Origin of the sequence: Mesorhizobium sp. WSM3860, from assembly GCF_002294995.1 — a bacterium.
In the GTDB taxonomy this organism is placed as follows: Bacteria; Pseudomonadota; Alphaproteobacteria; order Rhizobiales; family Rhizobiaceae; genus Mesorhizobium.
Map to the genome: position 1 here is coordinate 1 of NZ_NSGF01000037.1, position 21683 is coordinate 21683.

General features: G+C 63.9%; 21 protein-coding genes. 17 read left to right on the forward strand and 4 right to left on the reverse strand.

What is annotated here, in order from left to right; translation table 11 throughout:
• Positions 1-441: 441 nt before the first annotated feature.
• From CK220_RS30215 to CK220_RS30265, 8 genes are all read left to right on the forward strand, one after another.
• A complete protein-coding gene (locus CK220_RS30215; RefSeq protein WP_095815019.1) occupies positions 442-1353 on the forward strand; it encodes a Ku protein in 912 nt (303 codons plus the stop codon).
• Positions 1354-1364: 11 nt separating this feature from the next.
• Entirely contained in the window at positions 1365-2477 is a 1113-nt protein-coding gene (locus CK220_RS30220; protein ID WP_095815043.1) for a tetratricopeptide repeat protein, read from the forward strand.
• 408 nt (positions 2478-2885) lie between these two features.
• Positions 2886-3536 (forward strand): alpha/beta fold hydrolase, encoded by a 651-nt coding sequence (locus CK220_RS30225; RefSeq protein WP_095815020.1) that lies wholly within the window; start codon positions 2886-2888, stop codon positions 3534-3536.
• Positions 3537-3718: 182 nt separating this feature from the next.
• On the forward strand, positions 3719-4495 hold the full coding sequence (locus CK220_RS30230; protein ID WP_095815021.1) for an exodeoxyribonuclease III: 777 nt from the start codon (positions 3719-3721) through the stop codon (positions 4493-4495).
• A gap of 236 nt (positions 4496-4731) precedes the next feature.
• Positions 4732-5838 (forward strand): hypothetical protein, encoded by a 1107-nt coding sequence (locus CK220_RS30235; RefSeq protein ID WP_245429467.1) that lies wholly within the window; start codon positions 4732-4734, stop codon positions 5836-5838.
• A 958-nt stretch (positions 5839-6796) separates the two neighbouring features.
• Positions 6797-8209 carry a WD40 repeat domain-containing protein gene (locus tag CK220_RS30250; protein WP_095815044.1) on the forward strand — a complete coding sequence of 471 codons (1413 nt, stop codon included), beginning with the start codon at positions 6797-6799 and terminating at the stop codon, positions 8207-8209.
• A 256-nt stretch (positions 8210-8465) separates the two neighbouring features.
• The gene (locus CK220_RS30255; protein ID WP_245429468.1) at positions 8466-9029 is read left to right on the forward strand and encodes a hypothetical protein; all 564 of its coding nucleotides are present in this window, start codon (positions 8466-8468) and stop codon (positions 9027-9029) included.
• A gap of 240 nt (positions 9030-9269) precedes the next feature.
• The gene (locus CK220_RS30265) at positions 9270-11285 is read left to right on the forward strand and encodes an amidase (protein WP_095815046.1); all 2016 of its coding nucleotides are present in this window, start codon (positions 9270-9272) and stop codon (positions 11283-11285) included.
• Between the two features lie 618 nt (positions 11286-11903).
• Here the strand turns inward: CK220_RS30265 and CK220_RS30275 are convergent.
• Positions 11904-12314: a hypothetical protein gene (locus CK220_RS30275; RefSeq protein WP_095815025.1), complete on the reverse strand. Its 411-nt coding sequence runs from the start codon at positions 12312-12314 to the stop codon at positions 11904-11906.
• A 141-nt stretch (positions 12315-12455) separates the two neighbouring features.
• On the opposite strand from CK220_RS30275, the gene CK220_RS30280 reads away from it, so the two are divergent.
• The 4 genes from CK220_RS30280 to CK220_RS30300 all read left to right on the forward strand — a co-directional run bounded on the left by CK220_RS30280 (position 12456) and on the right by CK220_RS30300 (position 15598).
• Positions 12456-13004: an isochorismatase family protein gene (locus CK220_RS30280; RefSeq protein WP_095815026.1), complete on the forward strand. Its 549-nt coding sequence runs from the start codon at positions 12456-12458 to the stop codon at positions 13002-13004.
• Between the two features lie 93 nt (positions 13005-13097).
• A complete protein-coding gene (locus CK220_RS30285) occupies positions 13098-13553 on the forward strand; it encodes a GFA family protein (RefSeq protein WP_095815027.1) in 456 nt (151 codons plus the stop codon).
• A 375-nt stretch (positions 13554-13928) separates the two neighbouring features.
• The gene (locus CK220_RS30290; protein ID WP_095815028.1) at positions 13929-15044 is read left to right on the forward strand and encodes an amidohydrolase family protein; all 1116 of its coding nucleotides are present in this window, start codon (positions 13929-13931) and stop codon (positions 15042-15044) included.
• A gap of 398 nt (positions 15045-15442) precedes the next feature.
• Positions 15443-15598 carry a DUF1127 domain-containing protein gene (locus CK220_RS30300; RefSeq protein ID WP_095815030.1) on the forward strand — a complete coding sequence of 52 codons (156 nt, stop codon included), beginning with the start codon at positions 15443-15445 and terminating at the stop codon, positions 15596-15598.
• A 131-nt stretch (positions 15599-15729) separates the two neighbouring features.
• Here CK220_RS30300 and CK220_RS30305 read toward each other — a convergent pair whose 3' ends face one another.
• A complete protein-coding gene (locus CK220_RS30305) occupies positions 15730-16044 on the reverse strand; it encodes a GYD domain-containing protein (protein ID WP_095815031.1) in 315 nt (104 codons plus the stop codon).
• On the opposite strand from CK220_RS30305, the gene CK220_RS30310 reads away from it, so the two are divergent.
• Positions 16043-16222, forward strand: coding sequence for a hypothetical protein (locus CK220_RS30310; protein ID WP_095815032.1), 180 nt, complete (start codon positions 16043-16045; stop codon positions 16220-16222). The genes CK220_RS30305 and CK220_RS30310 overlap by 2 nt on opposite strands.
• Before the next feature lie 237 nt (positions 16223-16459).
• Entirely contained in the window at positions 16460-17626 is a 1167-nt protein-coding gene (locus CK220_RS30315; protein WP_176479265.1) for a PLP-dependent aminotransferase family protein, read from the forward strand.
• A 229-nt stretch (positions 17627-17855) separates the two neighbouring features.
• Here the strand turns inward: CK220_RS30315 and CK220_RS30320 are convergent, their stop codons facing one another.
• Complete coding sequence (locus CK220_RS30320) at positions 17856-18209, reverse strand: hypothetical protein (RefSeq protein WP_095815047.1); 354 nt, start codon at positions 18207-18209, stop codon at positions 17856-17858.
• Positions 18210-18338: 129 nt separating this feature from the next.
• On the opposite strand from CK220_RS30320, the gene CK220_RS30325 reads away from it, so the two are divergent.
• Positions 18339-18587, forward strand: a complete 249-nt coding sequence (locus CK220_RS30325; protein WP_095815034.1) for a hypothetical protein — start codon at positions 18339-18341, stop codon at positions 18585-18587.
• 163 nt (positions 18588-18750) lie between these two features.
• Positions 18751-19296, forward strand: coding sequence for a YbhB/YbcL family Raf kinase inhibitor-like protein (locus CK220_RS30330; protein WP_095815035.1), 546 nt, complete (start codon positions 18751-18753; stop codon positions 19294-19296).
• 332 nt (positions 19297-19628) lie between these two features.
• On the opposite strand, the gene yghU is transcribed toward CK220_RS30330, so the two are convergent.
• Positions 19629-20498 carry a glutathione-dependent disulfide-bond oxidoreductase gene (gene yghU / locus CK220_RS30335; RefSeq protein WP_095815036.1) on the reverse strand — a complete coding sequence of 290 codons (870 nt, stop codon included), beginning with the start codon at positions 20496-20498 and terminating at the stop codon, positions 19629-19631.
• A 282-nt stretch (positions 20499-20780) separates the two neighbouring features.
• Between yghU and CK220_RS30340 the strand changes: the two genes are divergently transcribed.
• Positions 20781-21683 carry a S1C family serine protease gene (locus CK220_RS30340; protein WP_095815037.1) on the forward strand — a complete coding sequence of 301 codons (903 nt, stop codon included), beginning with the start codon at positions 20781-20783 and terminating at the stop codon, positions 21681-21683.

Sequence of the window (21683 nt, forward strand, 5' to 3'; positions counted from 1 at the left end):
GCGGCGGACAGCAACTCAGGGGGAAAACTGTAACCCATGTATCCGGTTCAAAGTGTTACCCATCTATCGGCTGGACACGCATCGGCTTTCGCCAATCACCAACGTTGAAAAAAAGGCGCTGTCGCCCAGGCTGCCAATCTCCCCCCTTGCGGGGGAGATGTCCGGCAGGACAGAGGGGGGTGCTGTCCCGCCAGCGTCTCAGCTCCATCTCCATCGACGCTTCCTACAATTTGAATTATTCTCCGCGCCAACCCGCCCCCAAAGAACACTTCGCTAGGAATTCGGCTGTAAGGTTAGGGGTCGGTGTAGGATTTCCAGAGCGCCAACCGTCCTTCGGACGAAAGCGCTGCAAAGAGCATGAACCCGAAAAGTGGGAACCGGTTTTCGGACCAGGTCATGCTCAAACCAAGAAGTCAGTGCATGGCCGCGTAGGAGTTCATCATGGCGCCCAGGGCAAGTTGGAAAGGTTACCTCAAGCTCAGCCTCGTCAGCTGTCCGGTCCGGCTTTATCCGGCCACCAGCGCGAGCGAACGCATCTCGTTCAACCAGTTGCACAAGAAGACCCACAACCGCATCAACATGAAGCCGGTCGACCCCGAGCTTGGCCTGGTCGAGCGCTCGGATCTGGTCAGAGGCTACGAATATGAGGACAAGCAGTACATCATCATCGATGATGCCGACCTCGACGCGGTCCGGATCGAATCCAACCACACGATGAACATCGAGGCCTTCGTCGACGAGAGCGAGGTCGACGTCATCTACCAGGACTCGCCCTACTACCTTGCCCCGGACGGCGCCATGGCCGAGGAGACCTTCGCGGTGCTGCGGGAAGCGATGCGCAAATCCGGCAAGCTGGCGATCGCCCGCCTGGTCCTTTCCAGCCGCGAGCGCGTGGTGACGATCGGCCCGCGCCAGAACGGCATGTTCGTCTGCACCTTGAGGAATCCCAACGAAGTGCGCGGAACGGCAGAATATTTCGGCAACATTCCCGATGCCAAGCCGGACCCCGAAATGCTTCAACTCGCCGAAGCGCTGATCAAGCAGAAGGAAACCGCGTTCGATCCGAAGAACTACGAGGATCGCTACGAGGTGGCGCTGATGGGGATGATCCGCGAGAAGCTGAAGGGCCACAAGCCGATCATCGCGGCGGCGCCCGAACGCGGCAATGTCATCAACTTGATGGATGCTCTGAAGGCGAGCCTGTCGCAATCGGCCAAGCCGCCGGCCAGGTCGAAGAGCAAGGCCGAGGAGGCGCCGGCCAAGCCCGCCCAGAAGGCCGCCGCCGGCGGCGGCGCGCCTGAGAACCCGCTGAAAGCGAACCTGTTGAAAGCCGTCGGCAAGAGCAAGAAGTGACGGGAGGGCCGGTGATCCTCCCCGGCGCCGTCTTCGGCGCCGTCGGCCCGCTGGCCGCGTTTCCGCTCAGGCTCGCCGCGCGCGAGGTCGAGCGCCGCCATGCCGAGTTGAGGCGCGGCGTCACCCGCCGCACGACCCATGTCGTGTTCGGCCGCACGCTGCTGGCCAAGGCGAGCACGGCAAGAACGGGCGATGCCGACATCGAGCGCCGCGTGCAGGCTGAGCGAGAAGCCGGGCGCGAACTGGTCAGCGAAAACGGCTTCCTGCGCTTGCTCGGCCTGTTGAAGGCGCCTCAGGCGTCGTCGCTGTCCAGGCAATCGCTGATCGACCAGTCGCGGCTTGCCGCCCCGGATTTTGACATGCTGTCGCTGTTCGATGCCTTCGAGCATGACGGCGAACCCTATTCCTTCCGCGACCTGATCCTGGCCAGAAAATATGCCGGGCTGATTGCCAGCGGCGCGACATGGGGCGCGATCGCGCGCTCGGTGCATCGCTCCGGCCCGGTCGCCTCGCTCACCGCCAAGTCGCTCAATCTCGGTTCGCAGCATGGCCGGCCGGACGCGATCTATCTCGACGAGGGCCGCAGCGAGCTCGACGGCCAGCTTCTCTTCGATCTGGGCTCACCGGAAGACGACACGCTGGAGGAAATGTTCGCTGAGGCGGAAGCCGCGGAAGAGGAGGGGCGGCACGACGAGGCCGCAGCGCTCTACCAGCGCTGTATGGCGATCGATCCGAAAGACGCCATCGCCGCCTTCAACCGCGCCAACTGCCTGCGCAGCGCCGGCCGCGCAGCGGAAGCCGCGCATGATTATGCCCGCGCGATAAAGCTCGATCCCGGCTTCGTCGAGGCCTGGTTCAACCTCGCCGGCTTGGTGAGCGACGAAGGCAAGGTCGCCTCGGCGCGGCGGCACCTGCAGAAGGCGATCGCGCTCGACAAGGCCTATGCCGACCCGGTGTTCAACCTCGCCCGGCTGGAGTTCGACGCCGGCAATCTGGCCGAAGCCCGCCGGCTGTGGGCGCGCTATCTGGAGATCGACGCGGAGTCCGAATGGGCAAGGCTGGCGCAGAAGGGGATCCAGTTCGTGGATTTGCACATGGCTGGCGAGCGAGATGTTCGCGCCTGAGCACCCCCCTCTGGCCTGCCGGCCATCTCCCCCGCAAGGGGGGAGATCAGCCGTCGCGTCCGCTTTCGCCAATCGCCAGCGTAGGAGGTTAGGCGTGGTGCCAAAGCTGCCAATCTCCCCCCTTGCGGCAGGGCAATCGCATATGGAATTGCCGAGTCTTTGCAACGGTTTAGCCGTCGCAAGACAAATCTGCGGGCGTTCGGTCGCTGTATTGAGACGGAATCGGACCGAGAACGGACCAGAATCAAACCGCGAACTGCCAGCGTCGACGATTTTCCCGGCACCCGGCCAAGTACCTGGAAAACCAAGAAAATCGCCATATGCGATTCCCCTGCCCCTTGCGGGGGAGATGCCCGGCAGGGCAGAGGGGGGTGGGACGGAGTGCGACCTCTCCGGAAAGCCCACCCGATGACCACCTTCCTCTTCGACGGCCCCGACTCCGCCCCTGTCACCATCCTGCTCGCGCATGGCGCCGGAGCGCCGATGGACTCGGCCTCAATGGCCGTCACCGCGAAGGCTCTTGCCGCGGCCGGCTTCCGCGTCGCGCGCTTCGAGTTCCATTACATGGCCGCGCGCCGCTACGGCCATCGCAAGCCGCCGCCGCGCGCCGAGACGGTGAACCCGGAATATGTGAAGGCGATCGTCGATCTGCGCGCCAAGGGCGTGACCGGCAAGCTCATCATAGGCGGCAAGTCGATGGGCGGGCGCGTCGCCTCGATGGTGGCCGACGAGATGTTTGCCAAGGGCGAGATCGCCGGGCTGGTTTGTCTGGGCTACCCCTTCCATCCGCCCGGAAAGCCGGAGCAACTGCGGACAAAACATCTCGCCGACCTGAAGACGCCGACGCTGATCTTCCAGGGCACGCGCGACGAGTTCGGCACCAAGGACGAGGTCGCGACCTACGGCCTGTCCGCGGCAATAGAGGTGGTCTGGCTGGAGGACGGCGACCACGATCTCAAGCCCCGCAAGGCGGTGTCGGGTTTTTCGGTGGCGGATCACCTGAAGACGGTGGCGGAGACGGTGAAGGCCTGGGCGGAGCCATCAACTTCGTCATCCTAGGGCGGAGCAAGGAGCGAAGCGACGCGCGTAGACCCTAGGATCCATTCCGTAATGTTAAGGCGTTGCAACGGTTCAGAATTCTGCCCCGCCGCATTCTTGGGCATGCGTCACGGAGTGGATCCCCGGGTCAAGCCGGTCAAGCCCGAGGATGACGAAGCGGGGGGCGCTTTCGGCTTCCAAACATGAAACTCGCCACCTTCAACATCAACAACATCAACAGCCGGCTGGAAAACCTTTTGGCCTGGCTCGCCAAGGCAAAACCGGACGTCGTCTGCCTGCAGGAACTGAAATCCCGCGACACGCAGTTTCCGCTGACCCGGTTGGCGAAGGCCGGTTATGGCGCGGTGTGGAGGGGTGAGCCGACCTGGAACGGCGTCGCCATCCTGGCTCGCGGCGCCGAGCCGGTGCTGACACGTGACGCGCTGCCCGGCGACGCCGCCGACCGCCAGGCGCGCTACATCGAGGCGGCGGTCAATGGCGTCGTGATTGCCTGCCTCTACGCGCCAAACGGCAACCCGCAGCCGGGGCCCAAGTTCACCTACAAGCTCGCCTGGCACCGGCGCTTGGCGGCCCATGCGAGCGAATTGTTCGACACCGGGCTGCCGGTCGTGCTCGCCGGCGATTTCAACGTCGTGCCCGAGCCGCGCGACATCTACGCCACCCGCTCCTATGACGACAACGCGCTGGTGCAGCCTGAAAGCCGCGCTTCCTTTGCGGCTCTGATCGATCAGGGCTGGACGGATGCGTTGCGGAAGGTCTTCCCGAAGGAGGAGAAGCTCTACACATTCTGGGACTACCGCCGGAACCGCTGGCCGCGCGACGCCGGCTTACGGCTCGACCACATTCTGTTGTCGAAGAAGCTGGTGCGGAAGCTGAAAGAGGCGGGCATCGATCGGGAGGTTCGTGGCGAGGAAAACGCCAGCGACCATGCGCCGGTGTGGGTGGAGTTGGCGACCTGACCTTCTTCCACAAAAGGGAGAAGGTTAGGTGAGCGCCTGTCCCTTGCAAATAATGGCTGTGCAGCAACGACGGCCCGCGTTAGCTTTCGCAGGACTACGAGGGGGGTCGGACTTTATGCTTTTCAGCTTGAATATTGTTCTCCAGCCAACGCATCCCCGCCGTGGCTGACAACGCCCTCGTCCTCTTCATCTCCGTCCTTGTCATCGCCGGCGCTATTGCCCTCATCGCGCTCGCTTTGCGCTGGCGGCGCAAGCGCCGCAGGGCTCGTGGCAATCCCAATCCGGCCGGCGACTATGCGCCCCGCACCGCCTGGGGCAGCGGACGCGGAGCGCTCAACTATTCTTCTTTCGTCTTCATGGACGTCGACGGCGACGGCAAATTTGGAAAGACCGACCGGCCGATGGGCGGCATCGTGGTGCGGGCTTTCGACGACAATGGCGCGTTCCTGGCCGCTGTGCGCACCAACAATGGCGGGTTTGCCAATTTTGTGATGTCGGCAAAAAAGCATCGGGCGGTGCTGCGCAGGGTTGGAACTTACCGGTTTTCTGTCTCGGTGCCGAAAGGCTGGCGTGTGAGCACCGGCAACGAGGAGCAGTCGCTGCGGCTCAGCAAACTGTCGGGTTCGCCTGCTGGTCTAGTGGGGGAAGACCTGCCCGCGATGGTGGGCCTCTCACCCGCGCGCTTCGTGCGCGGCATCACGGAGGCCGATGCGACGCTTTCGGTGCTGGGCAAGGGCAGACAGCTGGAGACCAGAGAGCTTCTGCCCGGCGATTTCCTTGTCGGTCTAAATGCCGATGCCGACACACTGGCGATCTCTAGGTCGGGTCTCGACCGGCGCCTTGCGCTCTCGCCTTATCCAACCGATTTGGGGTTTTTGCGGCCGGATGCGATCGCAGCCGACGCAGCGCTCGAAACGATCGGCTTCGAGGCCGTCACCGTCCTTCCCTTCCAAAAAATCCCTTCCGGTCATGCCGGTCTCGAATGGCGCAACTTCAACGCCCTGACAAGCCAGTACGTCAAGAACAGCGAGGGCTATCTTAATGGCAATCTTTCGCTAGGCCATGTCGCCTATACAAGCAGCGGACATCCGGCGGAGTTTGCCAGAAAGGTTCCCTTCGGCTTTCATTCGGTGATGCTCACCGCCGCATGGCTGGCTTCGGAAGGTGAGGTGGCATTGGTCGAAAGCTGGCTTGGCGACGAATTGGTCGCCAGCGACGAGATTGCGCTCTCAGCGTTGGCACCAATCCACTACGCACCAATGCTGAAGGCGGTGACCCGCGTGCGCATCTCCACGAAGCACTACTGGCAAGCTGTGCTAGACAGACTGGTATTGGTGCGCTGATCCCAGGTCAGCCGGAACTGTCCAACGCCGATCAGATTGCTCGCGGTCGCCAAGGCGAGATCGATTGCCAACTGCCTCAGCTGCAGCGCGTCAAGAAACGGGGGAAAACCGATCACAAGGAGCCGGGTCCGACGACAGGGCCTGAACCAGCGCCGTTGACTGCCGTGACAGCGGAAAGCTTACCTTTCCGGACAAGGGCCGGCTTCTCGTAAGTCTTCTTCATGATTCGACCCAATGCCAAACTATAAGCCGACACGAACCCGCCTGTCTGGAATATTCGCCTATCCGGATTTTCCGGTGTGGGCCGATCAGGTTGTGGATGGTGGTGAGGTCGTTGAAACCGGAGCGTTTGCCGTAACCGCCGAAAGTTTACCTCTGCGGGCCACGGTGGGCCTCTCGTAAGTCTTCTTCATGATTGAATTCCCCCGTTTACATGCTGACAAAAAAGTCTGCTTGCTAGCGTCGCAGCAAAGCCATGAGCACAGCTGGCTTCCGAATATAGGATCAGACCGGGTTCCCGGATCAATCCACCACTGCCGAAGGACCTCCGGTGACCATCGAAAGCTTGCCTTTGCGGACCAACACAGGCTTCTCGTAAATCTTCTTCATGCTATGGCTCTCCTGAAAAATCCCCGGCGGATAATGTCATAAGACCGTTTGCTGTCAACCAGCGCGGGCAGTTGAGCTTGTTATTCTTGGGGAGTGTGGCTTTCTGCTCACGGATCGCCTGTTTATGGAGCGAAAGACATCACGCTTCGGTTCTGAGCATCGGGATATTGGCCAGCCGGATGAGCAAAGCCGAATTCGGCAGGCGGCTGGATTGGAGAAGTCACGTCGCGCCAAAGCACGTTTATCTTTCTTCGTGTGATGTCTTGCACTTAGCCCCGGCGAAAAGCTCGGCTAGGATGGCCGATGCGCCTTCCGCCGTTGGGCCGGGACCGGCGCCTGGGGGATGCCGATGAAAAGATCGACCGACAGGCTGTTGGCGCTGGCGACGCTCGTCGTCGGCTTCGCCCGCTTCGCCAAGCTCTATCTGGCGCTGGGCGGCAAGCCCCCGGCCACGACGAGCGCCGGGATCTTCGGCGCGGCGGGCATGCTTTCGATTCTCGCCGGACTTTCGTTCCTTGCCGGCCTGCTGCCGGCGGCGGCAAGGCATGATCCGGCAACGCCTCTGTTCGGCCGCGACGCTGGAACCGTGCCGGCCGGGCGCCCGCGGCTGCGCCGCATTGCGCTTGCCGTGCCGCTCATTGCCCTTGTCGTCATTGTCGCCGACCAGTTCGGCCCGTGGCGGGCGCCTGTCGCGCCGGCGCCCACGGCCGAGCAGTTCGAGCCGGTGGCCGCTCCGCCGCAGCCCGCCGCCCCGGCGCAGCCTCCGACAACTCCGGCCCAGCAGACAGCGCTTGCGCCGGCCACACCGCCGCAGACGCTGGCCCCGCCTCCGCCAGCGCCTCCGGCGCCGCCGACTGCGCCGGAAGGCCACCGCGATGCCGTCGTCTGGCTGGCGGTGTCGGCCGACGGCCACGAGATCATGAGCGCCAGCACCGATCGCGTGATCAAGCTCTGGGATATCGACGGCAAGCGGCTGATCCGCGATCTTGGCCAGCACAAGGACATGGCGCGCAGCGCGCTGTTCATGCCCGACGGCAGAAGCGCGCTCACCGCGGGCGACGACGGCGAGATCGTGCTGCGCCAGCTTTCGGATGGCGCGGTGCTGCACGTCTTCTCGTCCGGAGCGAACGGCGGCGTCAGGCAACTGAAGGTCAGCCCGGACGGCAAGCGCGCCGTCAGCGGCCACGACACCGGTTCCGTCGTCATCTGGGATTTGCAGAAAGGCACGGTGCTGCATGTGCTGCCGGGCCACGGTTGGTCGGTGAGCTCCGTCGCCATCTCGCCTGATGGCAGCAGGGCGCTGACGGGCAGCATCGATGGCGAACTGAAGCTCTGGGACATTCTTGCGGGCAAGCAGCTGCGCAGCTGGCACGGTCACGATCGCGGCGCCTATGGCGCGGTCTTCCTCGCCGACGGGCACCACGCGGTGACCGGCAGCGGCGACTACACGATCAAGCTCTGGGACCTCGACACCTTCAAGGAGGTCCGCCGCTTCGACGGCCATTCCGGCACCGTCTATGCGCTCGCCCTATCGGCCGACGGCAAACGGCTCGGCTCCGTCTCGCTCGACGGCACGGCGCGGATCTGGAATATGGATACGGGCGCCGAGATCGCCGAGTTCGATCCCGGCACCGGCCCGCTCTATGCGGTCGCCTTCGCCGCCGACGGCACGCTTTTGACCGGCGGCATCGACCGCACCATCCGCGACTGGCCGGCGGCGGGCGGGGATGGGAAGGTGCTGTTTGCCGGGGCGCCGGAGTGAGTGCGACGCTGGCGATTAGCGAAAACAGCTGAGCGCATAATCTCCCCCCAAGTGGGGGAGATGCCCGGCAGGGCAGAGGGGGGCGCGAAGGAACGCGGCCTGTCTGACGAAAGCCTGTACAAGTATTGTCGGAGCAGCCATCGTCGCCATGTGAGCAACACTGCCGAATCCATCTATTTTGTCCTGCAGGAGATCGACCCTGCGACCGGTTCGGCGGTTGCCGAGGCCCAAATTCGCGTCTCGGACCTGGAAGAGCTTGGCGCTGTTCTGGCATGCGACAGTCCACAGCTATCAGGTTCATGGCATTTGGATCCGGAAGACCTCGAGCGACTGGGCGCGAGATGCATTCCACCTGGCGAGCCTGAGGCTCAACCGCATCGAGTCCTGGCATCCGATCCGTGACGCCCCGTATCTCGTTCATACGAATTTCGAGCTGCCGCTGATGCTGGAAGGCCGCAAGCCGCTGGCAGTCTTTCATGACGCCTACCCGGCGGAATGGCTGTCGGAAACGCTGGCTCGCTTCGATCCGTTTGTGCACTCGGGCCGGTTGGTGCGCTGTATCATCGATACTCCCTTCACCGAAGCCGAGCACGCCGGTTTCCCCGACTTCCAAGGCTGGCGGCGCGCCTTCTTCTCACTCCCCGGGGAGGAGTGGCGGATAGACGCGTTTCTGCTGTTGTTGAAAGTGTTCGCCAAAACCGGCTGGAACGAAGCTCTCGAACGGATGGAGGGCTCGCTTCTCGGCTATGAAGATTGGCAGAACGACTGGTGGATCGAACGCAAGTCAAAACACCGAAGTAGCACCTGTTCGATCATCTGAATCGTTGGCGGGACAGCGCCCCCCTCTGGCCTGCCGGCCATCTCCCCCACTTGGGGGGAGATCAGCAGCTTCGGCGACGGCGTCCTCTCAAACGCCGGCGATTGGCGAAAGCCTGCGCGATAGCCAATCTCCCCCCTTGCGGGGGAGATGCCCGGCAGGGCAGAGGGGGGTGTGACGGAACGCGGCCTTCGCGATTACGCCGTCGCCGGACGCCTGATTGCTGACAAGGTTCGCCAAGCCATGAATATAGTCGAAGCCTCGATCGCCGACCTGCGCCGCGCGCTTGAAGACGGCACCGTCACCAGCGTCGAGCTCACCGGCGCTTATCTGCGGCGCATCGCCCATTACGACCGGCACGGCATAGTGCTGAACGCCGTGCCCATCTTCAATCCAAGGATGTTCGAGGAGGCGGCCGCGTCCGACCGGCGCCGCCGCGAGGGCAAAACTCTCGGTCCGCTCGACGGCATCCCCTACACCGCCAAGGACAGCTACAAGGTGAAGGGTCTGACGGTGGCGGCCGGCTCGCCGGCCTTCGAGCATCTTGTCGCCGCGGAGGACGCCTTCACCATTGCCCGGCTGCGCGCCGCGGGCGCGGTGCTCCTCGGCCTCACCAACATGCCGCCGATGGCCAATGGCGGCATGCAGCGCGGCGTCTATGGCCGCGCCGAAAGTCCCTACAACAAGGATTATCTCACTGCCGCCTTCGGCTCCGGCTCGTCCAACGGCTCGGGCACGGCGACCGCCGCGTCCTTCGCCGCTTTCGGACTGGGCGAAGAAACCTGGTCGTCCGGCCGCGCGCCGGCCTCCAACAACGCGCTGGTCGCCTATACGCCGTCGTGCGGCGTGATCTCGGTGCGCGGCAACTGGCCGCTGGTGCCGACCATGGATGTGGTGGTGCCGCACACGCGCACCATCCCCGACATGCTGGAGCTGCTCGACGTCATCGTCGCCGACGATGAAGACACGCGCGGCGATTTCTGGCGCGTGCAGCCCTGGGTTTCGATCCCGAAGGCATCGGCGCTGAGGCCGGCGAGCTATACCGGGCTTCCCCTGCGAGGCGCGCTCAAGGGCAAGCGGCTCGGCGTGCCGAAAATGTATATCGGCAAAGACGCGGGCGCGGACCAGCCGATCGAGACGCGCGCCTCGGTGCTCGATCTCTGGCGGCAGGCGGCGCGCGACCTCGAAGCGCTCGGCGCCGAGGTGGTCGAGGTCGATTTCCCCGTCGTCTCCAATTACGAGCGCGACCGCCCCGGCGCGCTATCCATGGTCGATCGCGGCCTGGTGCCGGAGGAATTTGCAAGCCGCGAGATCTGGGATCTGTCCATCTGGTCGTGGGACGATTTCCTGCGCGCCAACGCCGATCCCGCGCTCCCCGATCTCGCCTCGGTCGATGGCCCGAAGATCTTCCCGCAGCCCCCGGGCACGCTGCCCGATCGCTATGGCGACGACGGCTTCGACCTGGCGGACTATGTCGAGCGGGCGAAGAACGGCGTGACGCCGCTCGAGGCAATCCCCACCATCGCGGATGGGCTGAAGGGGCTGGAGGCAACACGCCGCGTCGACTTCGAGGAATGGCTCGACGCCAACGGCCTCGACGCCGTGGTGCTGCCCGTCGTCGGCGATGTCGGCCCGGCCGATGCCGACATCAACGAGGCCTCTGCCGACCTTGCCTGGCGCAACGGCACCTGGGTCGCCAACGGCAACCTGGTCTGGCGCCATCTCGGCATCCCGACGGTGACGGTGCCGATGGGCACCATGGCCGATATCGGCATGCCGGTGGGCTTGACCTTCGCCGGCAAGGCCTATGACGACGTGGCGCTGCTGCGGCTTGCCGGGGACTACGAGCGCGCCACCAAGCGCCGTACCCTCCCGCCGCGCACGCCGCCGCTGGCGGATGATGTGTTAGCGGAGGGCGAGGGCACAGTGGGTCGCCCTGGCGAAGCACCGCCTATGCTGGCCCTCACCGCCGAGACAATCCACGCCGGCGACACCGACGAGATCGCGATCGCGCTGGAGATCGATGCGGGCGAGGCCGGGCCGTATGCAGCCGTGATCAAGGTCCATGTCAACGGCGAGCCGGTCGCCATGCAGGCGGATGACAATCGCTACACCGGCCGGATCGCCGTGCCGGCCTCGACGCATGCGGGCTTCCACAGCGTCTGGCGCGGTTCTTACGGCTCGATCGTCACGGCGATCGTGAGGTTGCCGGATGGACGGAGCGCCGGCGCTTATGTGGTGACGGGCGGGATTGGCTGAGGCGCGCTGCCTCTCGCAAGAGATGGCGCGCCAACCTATCCCTTCGTCATTCTCGGGCGGAGCGGGAGCGAAGCGGACGCGCAGACCCGGGAATCCATGCCGTCTTAGAACGCGGCGGTCGAGAACAACTCGCCGAGCCGAACCACGGAGAGCTGATGATCAGGTTCTGGAAAGCCGCGGCGCTCAAGCGTCACGGCATGGATTCTAGGGTCTGCGCGCGTCGCTTCGCTCCTTGCTCCGCCCTAGAATGACGACCCTGCTGGAGGGTACCTCCTAGTCATCCACTTTCGGGCTCCTTTTCGCCTATGCCAAGACCGGTCCTTGCCTTCGCGCCAGGCGCACCAGCCGTATGGAAGGTCCCAAAGCTCGCGAAGCGTTTTATCGCGCTTTACGATCTCTGACAGACCGACAAGCGCAGCGTTGGCCATGTCGAAATCGACGCTGAGGTTCAGGAACTGCCAGGCTCCATCGTCATCGTCGTGAGCGACATAGTCCACGACATGTTCGCCCCTCATGATCTGACGCGTCGTGAACACAGCGACGTTTGGTGGGTCGTCAAAAGGCCAATCAGGGTCCATGTGTCATTTTCCTGGGACGGGCGGAAAGCGATATCGACCTTCAGGATGGCAACGAAGCGAGCCAGGCATCCCAACATTCCTGTTGAAGACGAACGAAGGCAGGCACCACATCGTGGCCATCGGCGAAGATGTTGACCAAGTCCGTTTTCTGTGGAGGCTGCCCCATTTTCACTTTGCAGGCAATCAATCCGCGGCTCATCTCCATCACCGTCCCTTCAGGGAAACCATTGCAACTCGCGCCGTAGCAAAAGGGCAGTATTCCTTCCACTTCGAGCTGCGTGCGGATTTGGCACAAGGCTTCGAAATAGTCGTCTTCTTCCGCCTCGATGACCTTGTTCCGATAACTGCAGGTGAGCCGGCACCTGGTCCCCAGATCATCGAGCGTGAACACCGCTTGCTCCTCGCCGCCCGTGTCTCCGCCGATCAGGAATACGGTATATTGTTCGTTCATTGCCTTTCCCCAATCCCTCGGCTCATTGTAGTTGTGGCGCTTTCGAAATTCAACTGGGGATTGCTAGTCCTGACTCGGGGATAGCGCCTGCCGGCTGTTCCCCATCCTTGACCCATCCCCCACCCACGCTATCTTCGCGCCATGCCAGACAGTCCCTCCGCCGCCGCTCCGCTGATCGTCATCGACCTCCAGACCGGCATGTTCGACGGCCGTTTCGATCCGCCGATCCATGATGCCGACGTCATTGCCGAGCGCGCTCGAAAACTGATCGATTGGGCGCGGCAAACGGGCCGCAAGGTGGCCTTCGTGCGCCATGACGGGCCGGCGGGCGATCCGCTGGCGCCGGGCGCCTCCGGCTGGCCGGTATGGCCGCAGCTCGGCCAGGCGGCCGGGGAACCGACCTTCGGCAAGAGCGTCGGCAATGCCTTCTCCAACGCCGAGCTCGGGCAGTGGGTCGCGGGGCAGGGCGTTCGCGACGTGGTGCTCATCGGCGCCCAGAGCGATTTCTGCGTTGCCGCCACGGTGAAAGGCGCTCTTGCCCAGGGCCTCGGCGTCACCGTGGTTTCTGATGCGCATTCGACGCTGGATTCTGAGGAGGAGAAAGCGCCCGACATCATCGTCCGGCACAACAAAGCCTTCGCCGAGCAGGGCGCGCGGCTGACGACCACGGCGGCGCTGACGGGTAAGTAAAAGGTCGCGTTCCTTCGCGCCCCTCTGTCCTGCCGGGCAGAGGGGGGCGCTGTCCCGCCGGCATTCGTTCTTGAAACTTCAAGGAGCCCTCCCATGCCAACCCTCTCCCTGCCTGCCGAAGGTGGCTGCCGCTGCAGCCGCGTGCGCCTCAGGATCTCCGCCAAGCCTTTGCTCACCATGGTCTGCCATTGCACCGGCTGCCAGAAGATGTCGTCGAGCGCCTATTCGCTGAGCGCCGCCATCCCCGCGGATGGCTTCGAGATCACCAAGGGCGAGCCGGTGATCGGCGGCCTGCACGGCGCTTCGAAACACTATTTCTGCGGCTACTGCATGAGCTGGATGTTCACCCGGCCGGAGGGGCTCGACTGGTTCGTCAACCTGCGCCCGACCATGCTGGACGACCCCGCCTGGTTCACGCCCTTCGTCGAGACCTGGACCAGCGAGAAGCTGCCGTGGGCCGAGACGCCCGCCCTGCACAGCTACGCCGCCCTGCCGGCCTTCGAGGAATATGACGGGCTGGTCGCGGAATACGCCAAATCCCAGGCGTGACTGGCAAAAGGCGTGATGGCCCAAAACAAAACGGCGACCCGGGTCAGATCGCCGTTCAGTACATGGTCGACGCGGCCGTTGGGGGCGACATTGTTGGGGATGTGCTTGGGCGTCCGCGTCGACCAAGGCGGCCTCGTACCGCAGCCTGTACTATGGCAGGTTTTTTTCGTGCCGAAACTTCCGCGATAGCGGAATAGGCGGGGGGCGGGGACTTCCCCACCGGCGCATGGAATTAAGGTTAACGGCGGCGGAGGGGATCGAGCCCGCAATCTCCCAATCTGGGGGGCTTCAGCGAAACACTTTCTATCCCGAACCGCATTGACCTCGGCCTGCCGAGGGACGACGACTGATGCATCATTGCCAAGGGATTGCGTCTTGCCCCGGTTTCTCAACGCAAAACTCGCCGATGGCTCCCTCGCCGACCTCACCGTCGCCGACGGCCGCTTCGGCGCCATCACGCCCGCCGCCAATGCCGCCGGCGCGCCGCCAGGCGCCGTCGACCTCGCTGGCCAGCTCGTGCTGCCGGCCTTCGTCGAGGGCCACATCCATCTCGACACCTCCTTCTATGACGATGCCTGGCGCCCGCACATTCCCTGCACCAACGGCTTCGACGTGCGCGAGCGGGTCGCCTTCCAGATGCGGAGCCTCGAGCAGGCCGCGCCGATGGAAGAGCGGGCGAAAAGCCAGCTCGAGCTTTGCGTCGGCAATGGCAGCCTTGCGATGCGCAGCCACGTCATGGTGGACGCCGCGGTCGGACTGAAGCATGTCGAGACGATCCTTGGCGTGCGCGAAAAATATCGCGAGCTGATCGACATTCAGCTCGTCGCCTTCCCGCAAAGCGGTATCCAGTCGTCGGCCGGCACCGCCGAACTTCTGGACGAGGCTTTGAAGCTCGGCTGCGACCTGATCGGCGGGCTCGACCCGGCAAACTTCGACCGCGATGTGAACGGCCATCTCGACGTCGTCTTCGGCCTTGCCGAAAAGCGCGGCGCCGGCATCGATGTCCATTTGCATGACGGCGGCACGCTCGGCCTGTTCGAGATCGAGGAGATCGCCGCGCGGACCACGGCACTGGGCATGCAGGGAAAAGTCGCCGTCAGCCACGCCTATGCGCTGGGCGACATCACGGTCTTTGCCGGCTCCGACAACATCCGCGATTCGTGGTGGCCCTATGGCGACGGCGACATGCTGAACCGCGCCAACATGATCGGCTACCGCTCCGGCTTCTACGAGGATTGCGAGCTGGAAGCGGCTTACGACGTGGTCAGCCATGCCGGCGCCAGGGCGTTAGGGCTCGAAGGCTATGGCATCGCCGTCGGCGCCAAGGCCGATTTCGTCGCGCTCAGGGCCGAGCATGTGCCCGAAGCCGTGGTGGCGGTGCCGAAGGAGCGGACGGTGTATCGCGCTGGCAGGGAAGTGGCGCGGGACGGGAAGGTGGTCGATCGCGCCGGCCGCACCGGTCTGCGATCCGCCGGCCTGCGATCTGCTTGACAAGTCCGATAGCCGTACCGCATTTTCCGGCAGGCAGGGGAGATTTCGCCATGAAGAAAGAATATTCTAAGCCGACGCTCGTCCGCAAAGGCCGGCTCTCGGCGCAGACCGCGCAGCAACTTCCTTCCGGTGGTACGGACTAATACGCCTTACGCCCATCTTAACAAGCAAGGCATCAGCATTTGTGCGCCCGTTGTAGCGGGCAGCGCCGCCTGTTGGCGCTCGCCTCTAATGCCGCGACGTCGAAACCCAATTTAAGTCGCACACAAATATTTCAGGCCGCTCCGAGTTCGTGAAGCATTTCACCGTCTGCGCGCAATCGGCTGGTTACAGACGCACCTCAAAAGCGGCGCCCGGAGAGCGGCCGCTATTTCTGCCGCTGCTTTGTGGAGGTTGCGATGTTTAAGAGCCTTAACCGAATCCGCGCCGCGTTCGCGCAGGCGAGCAGGCGCCGCAGGACGACGCGCGATCTGAGCGAACTGCCGCCGGAGATCCGCAAGGACATCGGCTTGCCCGATTCCGTCCCGGACAATGAGATTCGGTTGCCCTTCTAACGCATGTCGCCCAAGAGCGCGCAGCGGTTTTGCGATAAGGGCATGCGTCAAAGCAAAGCTTCGGCCGGCGGTGACGTGATGGCGGCAGCACGGGACGACCAACGCGCCGCCCGTGCTGCCTGGCCGGACGATCAGCCGGCGGGCTTGTAGGCGCCGGCAGCCTTGTTGGCGACCGCGAGCACCGCCTTCATGTCGAGTTCTTCGAGGACGACCATGTCGCTCAACGAGCCGCTCGCGCGCACGGCAAGGGCCATGCCCATCCCGGCGACTTGATCCGGCACCTCGCCATTGACGACGACGTCGTACATGCCGCGCGTGAACATAAGGCTGGTCATCCTGCCGCCGACGCTTTCAAAGAGCGCCTGGACTGCAGCTTCGCGGTTCGATCCCTGTATCAGCCCTTTGGCGGCATGGGGTTCGTAATTTGCCAGTATGGTGACCTTCATGGCTATCTCCTCCAAATATCATTGCCTCAGGCTGCTCAATGGTTTGAGCAGCACCGAGGTGCTTGTTGTTTCACTGACATTTGACCTGGTCACGGACCGCCTGGGCAACCATGGCCAACAGGCGGTTCAGCCGGAGCACGGCTTCGGCTTGCGGCAATATGCGCCTATTCTAATATGACGACAATCCCGATGAGCGGACCGCCGTCGTGCCCGATACTTCTCCATCAGCATTCATGAAATATGTGGGCCAAATGTCGTCAGGGCGATGCGCCATGGCCGTTTTGTGTATTCACGCGACGGACATGGCCTGATAATAGGTCAACCAACCTGACCTAAATTATCGAGCCCTGACACGAAGCACTGCGGGAGGTGCGCCTTGACCCTGTTGAATCTTCTGGCCTCGCGCTCCTCGCGCATGAAGGCCTCGGAAATCCGCGAGCTCCTGAAGCTGCTCGACCAGCCCGACATCATCTCGTTTGCCGGCGGTATTCCCGACGCTTCGCTGTTTCCGGCCGAGGCCATCGGCGACGCCTATCAGGCCGTGCTCGGCGGCGCGGAAGCGGGGGCCGCCCTGCAATACCAGGTCAGCGAAGGTTTTCTGCCGCTGCGCAAATGGTTGGCCGCCCATATGGGCAGGCTCGGCATCCAATGCGACGAGGCCAACATCTTCATCACCTCCGGCTCGCAGCAGGCGCTCGACTATCTCGGCAAGCTGTTTCTGTCGCCCGGCGACACGGCGCTGGTCACTTGGCCGACCTATCTCGGCGCGCTGCAGGCCTTCAACGCCTACGAGCCGCGTTACGACCGGCTGAACATTGCCGGCGGCAACATGACGCCGGAGGCCTATCGCGCGGCAGCCGCAGCTAATGGCGGCAAGGTGAAATTCGCCTATCTGGTGCCGGATTTCGCCAACCCGACAGGCAACACGCTGGATAGCAAGCAGCGCGAGGCGGTGCTCGACCTCGCCGGCGAGCTCGACATCGCCGTCATCGAGGACGCCGCCTATCGGGCGCTGCGCTATGACGGCGAGGCGGTGCCGCCGATCCTGGCGCTGGATTGCGCCCGCTCGGGCGGCATCGACAATGCCCGCACGCTCTATTGCGGCTCCTTTTCGAAGATCCTTTCGCCAGGCATGCGCGTCGGCTGGGTCTGCGCGCCGCGCCATGTGGTGGAAAAGCTGGTGCTGATGAAGCAGGCCTCCGACCTGCACAGCCCGTCGATCAACCAGATGGTCATGCATCGCGTTGCCGAGACCATCTTCGACGCCCAGGTGGAGAAGCTGGTCGGTGCCTATCGCCGGCGCCGCGACGCGCTGCTCGGTGCGCTCGAGGAAAACATGCCCGACGGCATTTCCTGGAGCCGGCCGGACGGCGGCATGTTCGTCTGGCTGACGCTGCCCGAAGGCACCGATGCCACCGGATTGCTGGCGCGCTCGGTGAAGGAGGCGCGCGTCGCCTTCGTGCCGGGCAGCGCCTTTTACGCCGACGGCAGCGGCCGCAACACGCTGCGCATGTCCTTCACGCTGGCCGACGACCGCGCGGTGGGCGAGGGCGTGCCGAGATTGGCTAAGCTGTTGAGGTAGCCACTCTTTCCCTCAAGGGGAAATCGACAGCCGGCTATCACCTCCTTCTCGCGCAGGCGTGATTGGTAGTGCGCAGGCGTGATTACAGCCCGGCCGATTCTTCGGCTAGGTTCGCGACCGATCCAACACCCCCTGGATCGGCAGGCAGCGAAGTCCCACCTTCAAGGCCTCAACGAAAGAGCCCCGACGGCTTCCACCGGCGGGGCTTTTTTGTGTCGGCGATCCGGTGCTACTTGTTGCAGTTCTGCATGTTCGAGGTCGTGTTGCCGCTGACCGTGTTGTTGTCGGTATCGTTAGCGCCTGTATCCTTGCAGCGGTCCTGCATACCGGCCGGCTGGTTCGTCGAATTCGTGGAATTCATGGAATTCGTGGAATTCGTGGTGGTCGTATCCGTGCCAGGGGTTGTCGGCGTGGTGACGGTGGCGCCGCCCGTCGCACTGCCCGAGGCGCCGCCATTCGTGCCCGAGACGCCGCCCGACACGCTGCCGCTTGCGTCGCCGCTTGCACCGGCTGTCTGAGCCATAGCGCCCGAGGTTGCGAGCGCCAGGGTGAGCACGGAAGCTGCGAGAATCTTCTTCATCATCAGGAAATCTCCATTGGTTTGCATCGCTGACTAAATTTCCAACGGAACATTCCAAGGGATGTTCCGGCTGAAAAATTTCGTGAAGAACCGCATACTTTTCTGGCCAACCGCCAGGTCACCTTCGAGGAGATGCGAGACCTGTCGCCATCGCGGCTCGCCGCCATGCGGGCCGAATTGCGCGCCGGGATCGATATCCAGGCGGTCGATGCGGCCGAGGCGCTGGAGCGCGAGTTCGGCTATTTCTACGAGCACGGCATGTACTGGAAGCACCTCGACGAGATTGACGGAGCCAAGCTTGCCCGCGTCGACCGGTTGTGGCTGGAGGCTGTCGAGGGACTGGTGGCGCCGGCGTTGGAGGAATGCGACGCGGCGGAGTAAGAGCGATGGGCGTTGGAGGCTAGCAGACACACCGCGACCTCCGATCTCCTCCTCGTGGAGGAGATCGGACAGCTCCGGCGCCTGCCGACCCCACGCAAAGTTGCTCGGCTCCGGCTCGCCTTTCCGATAGACTTTGGGCAATCCAAGCAGAAGGAGTGCAGCCATGACTTCGCGCCTCAGCCTGATTGCACTTGCCTTCGCCGCCTTCGCCACCCAGGCATCCGCCTTCGAAATCTCCAGCCCGTCGGTCTCCAACGGCAAGTGGGACGCAAAATATCTCGGCGACAAGCCCGGCTGCGGCGGCAAGAGCGTCTCGATCGCGCTTGCCTGGAAGGACCCGCCGGCCGGTACAAAGAGCTACGCGCTGACCGTGTTCGATCCCGATGCCAATGGCGGCAAGGGGTTCTGGCATTGGCTGGCCTGGAACATCCCGGCAAGCGCCAAGGGCCTGGCCGAAGGCGCCGGCTCCAAGGGCGGCAAGCGCCTGCCGAAGGGGACGGTGTCCGGCACCGGCGGCATCGGCCGCGCCGGCTATTTCGGCCCATGTCCGCCGCCAGGCAGCGGCATGCACCACTATGTCTTCACGCTCTATGCGCTGGGCGAGGCGAAGCTGCGCACGCCGGAAAATCCATCGCCGGAAATGGTGTCGGTCGCGGCCAAGAGCCAGGCGCTGGGTGAGGCGACAGTGACGTATACGTATGGGAGGTAGCTTATCTCCCCCGCAAGGAGGGAGATGCCCGGCAGGGCAGAGGGGGTGTGAAGGAATGAGACCCTTCACCTTTGTCATCCTAGGGCGAAGCAAGGAGCGAAGCGACGCGCGCAGACCCTAGGATCCATGCCGTTACATTGAGGCGTTGCGGGATTTCAGAATTCTGCACCGTTCCGCCCTACGGCAGTGGTCGCGGCATGGATCCTCGGGTCAATGACGAAGCGTTGGCTGAGCCAGAGAGCCAAGTGCTGAAAGGCCGGTGGGACAGCACCCCCCCTCTGGCCTGCCGGCCATCTCCCCCGCAAGGGCCCGCAAGGGGGAGATTATCTTCATCACTCCGCCGCTTGCAACCTGTCCTGCGTCTTTGTCTCGAAGTCGCTGGCATCGTGTCGCTCGTGCAGCTGGTAGGCCGGGTCGCCGGAGATACGGTTGACCATGCGGCCGCGCTTTACCGCCGGCCTGGCGTCGATCGCGTCCGCCCAGCGCTGCACGTGCTTGTATTCATGCACGGCGAGGAACTGCGCGGCATCGTTGTAGCTGCGGCCCTTGGCGAGCCCGCCATACCAGGGCCAGACCGCCATGTCGGCGATGGTGTAGTCCGGCCCGGCGAGATACTCGCTTTCCGCCAGCCGCCGATCCAGCACGTCCATCTGCCGCTTGGTTTCCATGGCGAAGCGGTCGATGGCGTATTCGATCTTTTCCGGCGCATAGGCGTAGAAGTGCCCGAAGCCGCCGCCGAGATAGGGCGCCGAGCCCATCTGCCAGAACAGCCATGAGAAGGTTTCGGCCCGCGCCGCACGCTCCGTCGGCAGGAACTCGCCGAATTTTTCCGCCAGATAGGTGAGGATCGAGCCCGACTCGAATACGCGCACCGGCTTCGGCTCGCTGCGGTCCATCAGCGCCGGGATCTTGGAGTTCGGGTTGACCTCGACGAAGCCTGAGCCGAACTGGTCGCCGTCATTGATGCGGATCAGCCAGGCGTCATATTCGGCGCCCTTGTGGCCGCGCGCCAGCAACTCCTCCAGCATGATCGTGACCTTCTGGCCGTTGGGCGTGGCCAGCGAGTAGAGCTGCAGCGGATGCTTGCCGACGGGCAATTCCTTTTCATGCGTCGGCCCCGCAACCGGCCGGTTGATGGAGGCGAAGGTGCCGCCATTCGGCTTGTTCCAGGTCCAGACTTTCGGCGGGTTGTACTGGTTCATCTCGGGAGGCCTCGTTGCTGTGGGGCGGATGCGGGGGTCGTTGACGCAAGATTTAGGTGCGGTTGCGCGGGCGTCAAAGAAAAAAGTTCAAATTTCGTTGAACTAATGTTGGGCCAGCCTCCACCTCCCCTTGTGGGGAGGTCGGACCGAAGGTCCAGGCGGGGGTCGGCGCCGCCCCACTCCGCTGCTTTCGCAGCGACCCTCCCAGGGAAGACGCCAACCCTTGCACCGCGTCCCTTTGGCCATATTTATGGAAAAAGACCCGCTATTCAGGATCGATTGATGACCATCGAAAAAATCTCGCGCTCTGTCGTGGCCGTGCGCGCCACGGTTCCGGACGACGCCTTCACCGCCAATGCGCTGGGCACGCGCCGCGAGGGCAGCGGCGTGGTGATCCGCGACAACGGGCTGGTTCTCACCATCGGCTATCTCATCACCGAGGCCGAGGAGGTCTGGCTGACCGACCAGGATGGCCGCGTGGTCGCCGCGCATGCGCTGGCCTATGACCAGGAGACCGGCTTCGGCCTCGTGCAGGCGCTGGCGCCGCTCGGCCTGCCGGCGGTCAGGTTCGGCAACGCCAGGAAGGCCAATATCGGCGACGCTGTGACGCTTGCCGACGGCATCGGCCAGCAGGTCGATGCCCACATCGTCACCAAGCAGGAATTCGCCGGCTATTGGGAATATCTCATCGACGAGGCGATCTTCACCGCACCGGCGCATCCGTCCTGGGGTGGTGCTGCGCTGTTCGACCGTGACGGCAAGCTGCTCGGCGTAGGCTCGCTGCGCCTGCAGATGAGCCGCGCCGGCGAGATCGCCGACATCAACATGATCGTGCCGATCGACCTTTTGACGCCGATCCTCGACGATCTGATCAAGCGCGGCCAGGTCGCCAAGCCGCCGCGCCCGTGGCTCGGCGCCTTCTCGGCCGAGTCGAACGGCATGGTGGTGGTGATGAGCGTCGCCGAAGGTGGTCCTGCGGCAAAGGCTGGCCTTCGCCAAGGCGACATCATCTCCGACGTGCGCGACGGCGAGGTTGACGGTCTCGCCGACTTCTATCGAAAACTCTGGCAGAACCCGGCCGGCGCGGAAATTCCGCTGCGCGTGGTGCGCGACGGCCGCGAGACCTGGCTTCGGGTAAAATCGGCCGACCGCAACTCCTTCCTCAAGAAGCCGCAGCTGCAGTAA

Coding starts and splice junctions, on each gene's coding strand:
- CK220_RS30215 (WP_095815019.1), top strand. CDS start 442: ATGGCGCCCAGGGCAAGTTGGAAAGGTTACCTCAAGCTCAGCCTCGTC.
- CK220_RS30225 (WP_095815020.1), top strand. CDS start 2,886: ATGACCACCTTCCTCTTCGACGGCCCCGACTCCGCCCCTGTCACCATC.
- CK220_RS30230 (WP_095815021.1), top strand. CDS start 3,719: ATGAAACTCGCCACCTTCAACATCAACAACATCAACAGCCGGCTGGAA.
- CK220_RS30250 (WP_095815044.1), top strand. CDS start 6,797: ATGAAAAGATCGACCGACAGGCTGTTGGCGCTGGCGACGCTCGTCGTC.
- CK220_RS30265 (WP_095815046.1), top strand. CDS start 9,270: ATGAATATAGTCGAAGCCTCGATCGCCGACCTGCGCCGCGCGCTTGAA.
- CK220_RS30275 (WP_095815025.1), bottom strand. CDS start 12,314: ATGAACGAACAATATACCGTATTCCTGATCGGCGGAGACACGGGCGGC.
- CK220_RS30280 (WP_095815026.1), top strand. CDS start 12,456: ATGCCAGACAGTCCCTCCGCCGCCGCTCCGCTGATCGTCATCGACCTC.
- CK220_RS30285 (WP_095815027.1), top strand. CDS start 13,098: ATGCCAACCCTCTCCCTGCCTGCCGAAGGTGGCTGCCGCTGCAGCCGC.
- CK220_RS30300 (WP_095815030.1), top strand. CDS start 15,443: ATGTTTAAGAGCCTTAACCGAATCCGCGCCGCGTTCGCGCAGGCGAGC.
- CK220_RS30310 (WP_095815032.1), top strand. CDS start 16,043: ATGGCTATCTCCTCCAAATATCATTGCCTCAGGCTGCTCAATGGTTTG.
- CK220_RS30305 (WP_095815031.1), bottom strand. CDS start 16,044: ATGAAGGTCACCATACTGGCAAATTACGAACCCCATGCCGCCAAAGGG.
- CK220_RS30315 (WP_176479265.1), top strand. CDS start 16,460: ATGAAGGCCTCGGAAATCCGCGAGCTCCTGAAGCTGCTCGACCAGCCC.
- CK220_RS30320 (WP_095815047.1), bottom strand. CDS start 18,209: ATGATGAAGAAGATTCTCGCAGCTTCCGTGCTCACCCTGGCGCTCGCA.
- CK220_RS30325 (WP_095815034.1), top strand. CDS start 18,339: ATGCGAGACCTGTCGCCATCGCGGCTCGCCGCCATGCGGGCCGAATTG.
- CK220_RS30330 (WP_095815035.1), top strand. CDS start 18,751: ATGACTTCGCGCCTCAGCCTGATTGCACTTGCCTTCGCCGCCTTCGCC.
- yghU (WP_095815036.1), bottom strand. CDS start 20,498: ATGAACCAGTACAACCCGCCGAAAGTCTGGACCTGGAACAAGCCGAAT.
- CK220_RS30340 (WP_095815037.1), top strand. CDS start 20,781: ATGACCATCGAAAAAATCTCGCGCTCTGTCGTGGCCGTGCGCGCCACG.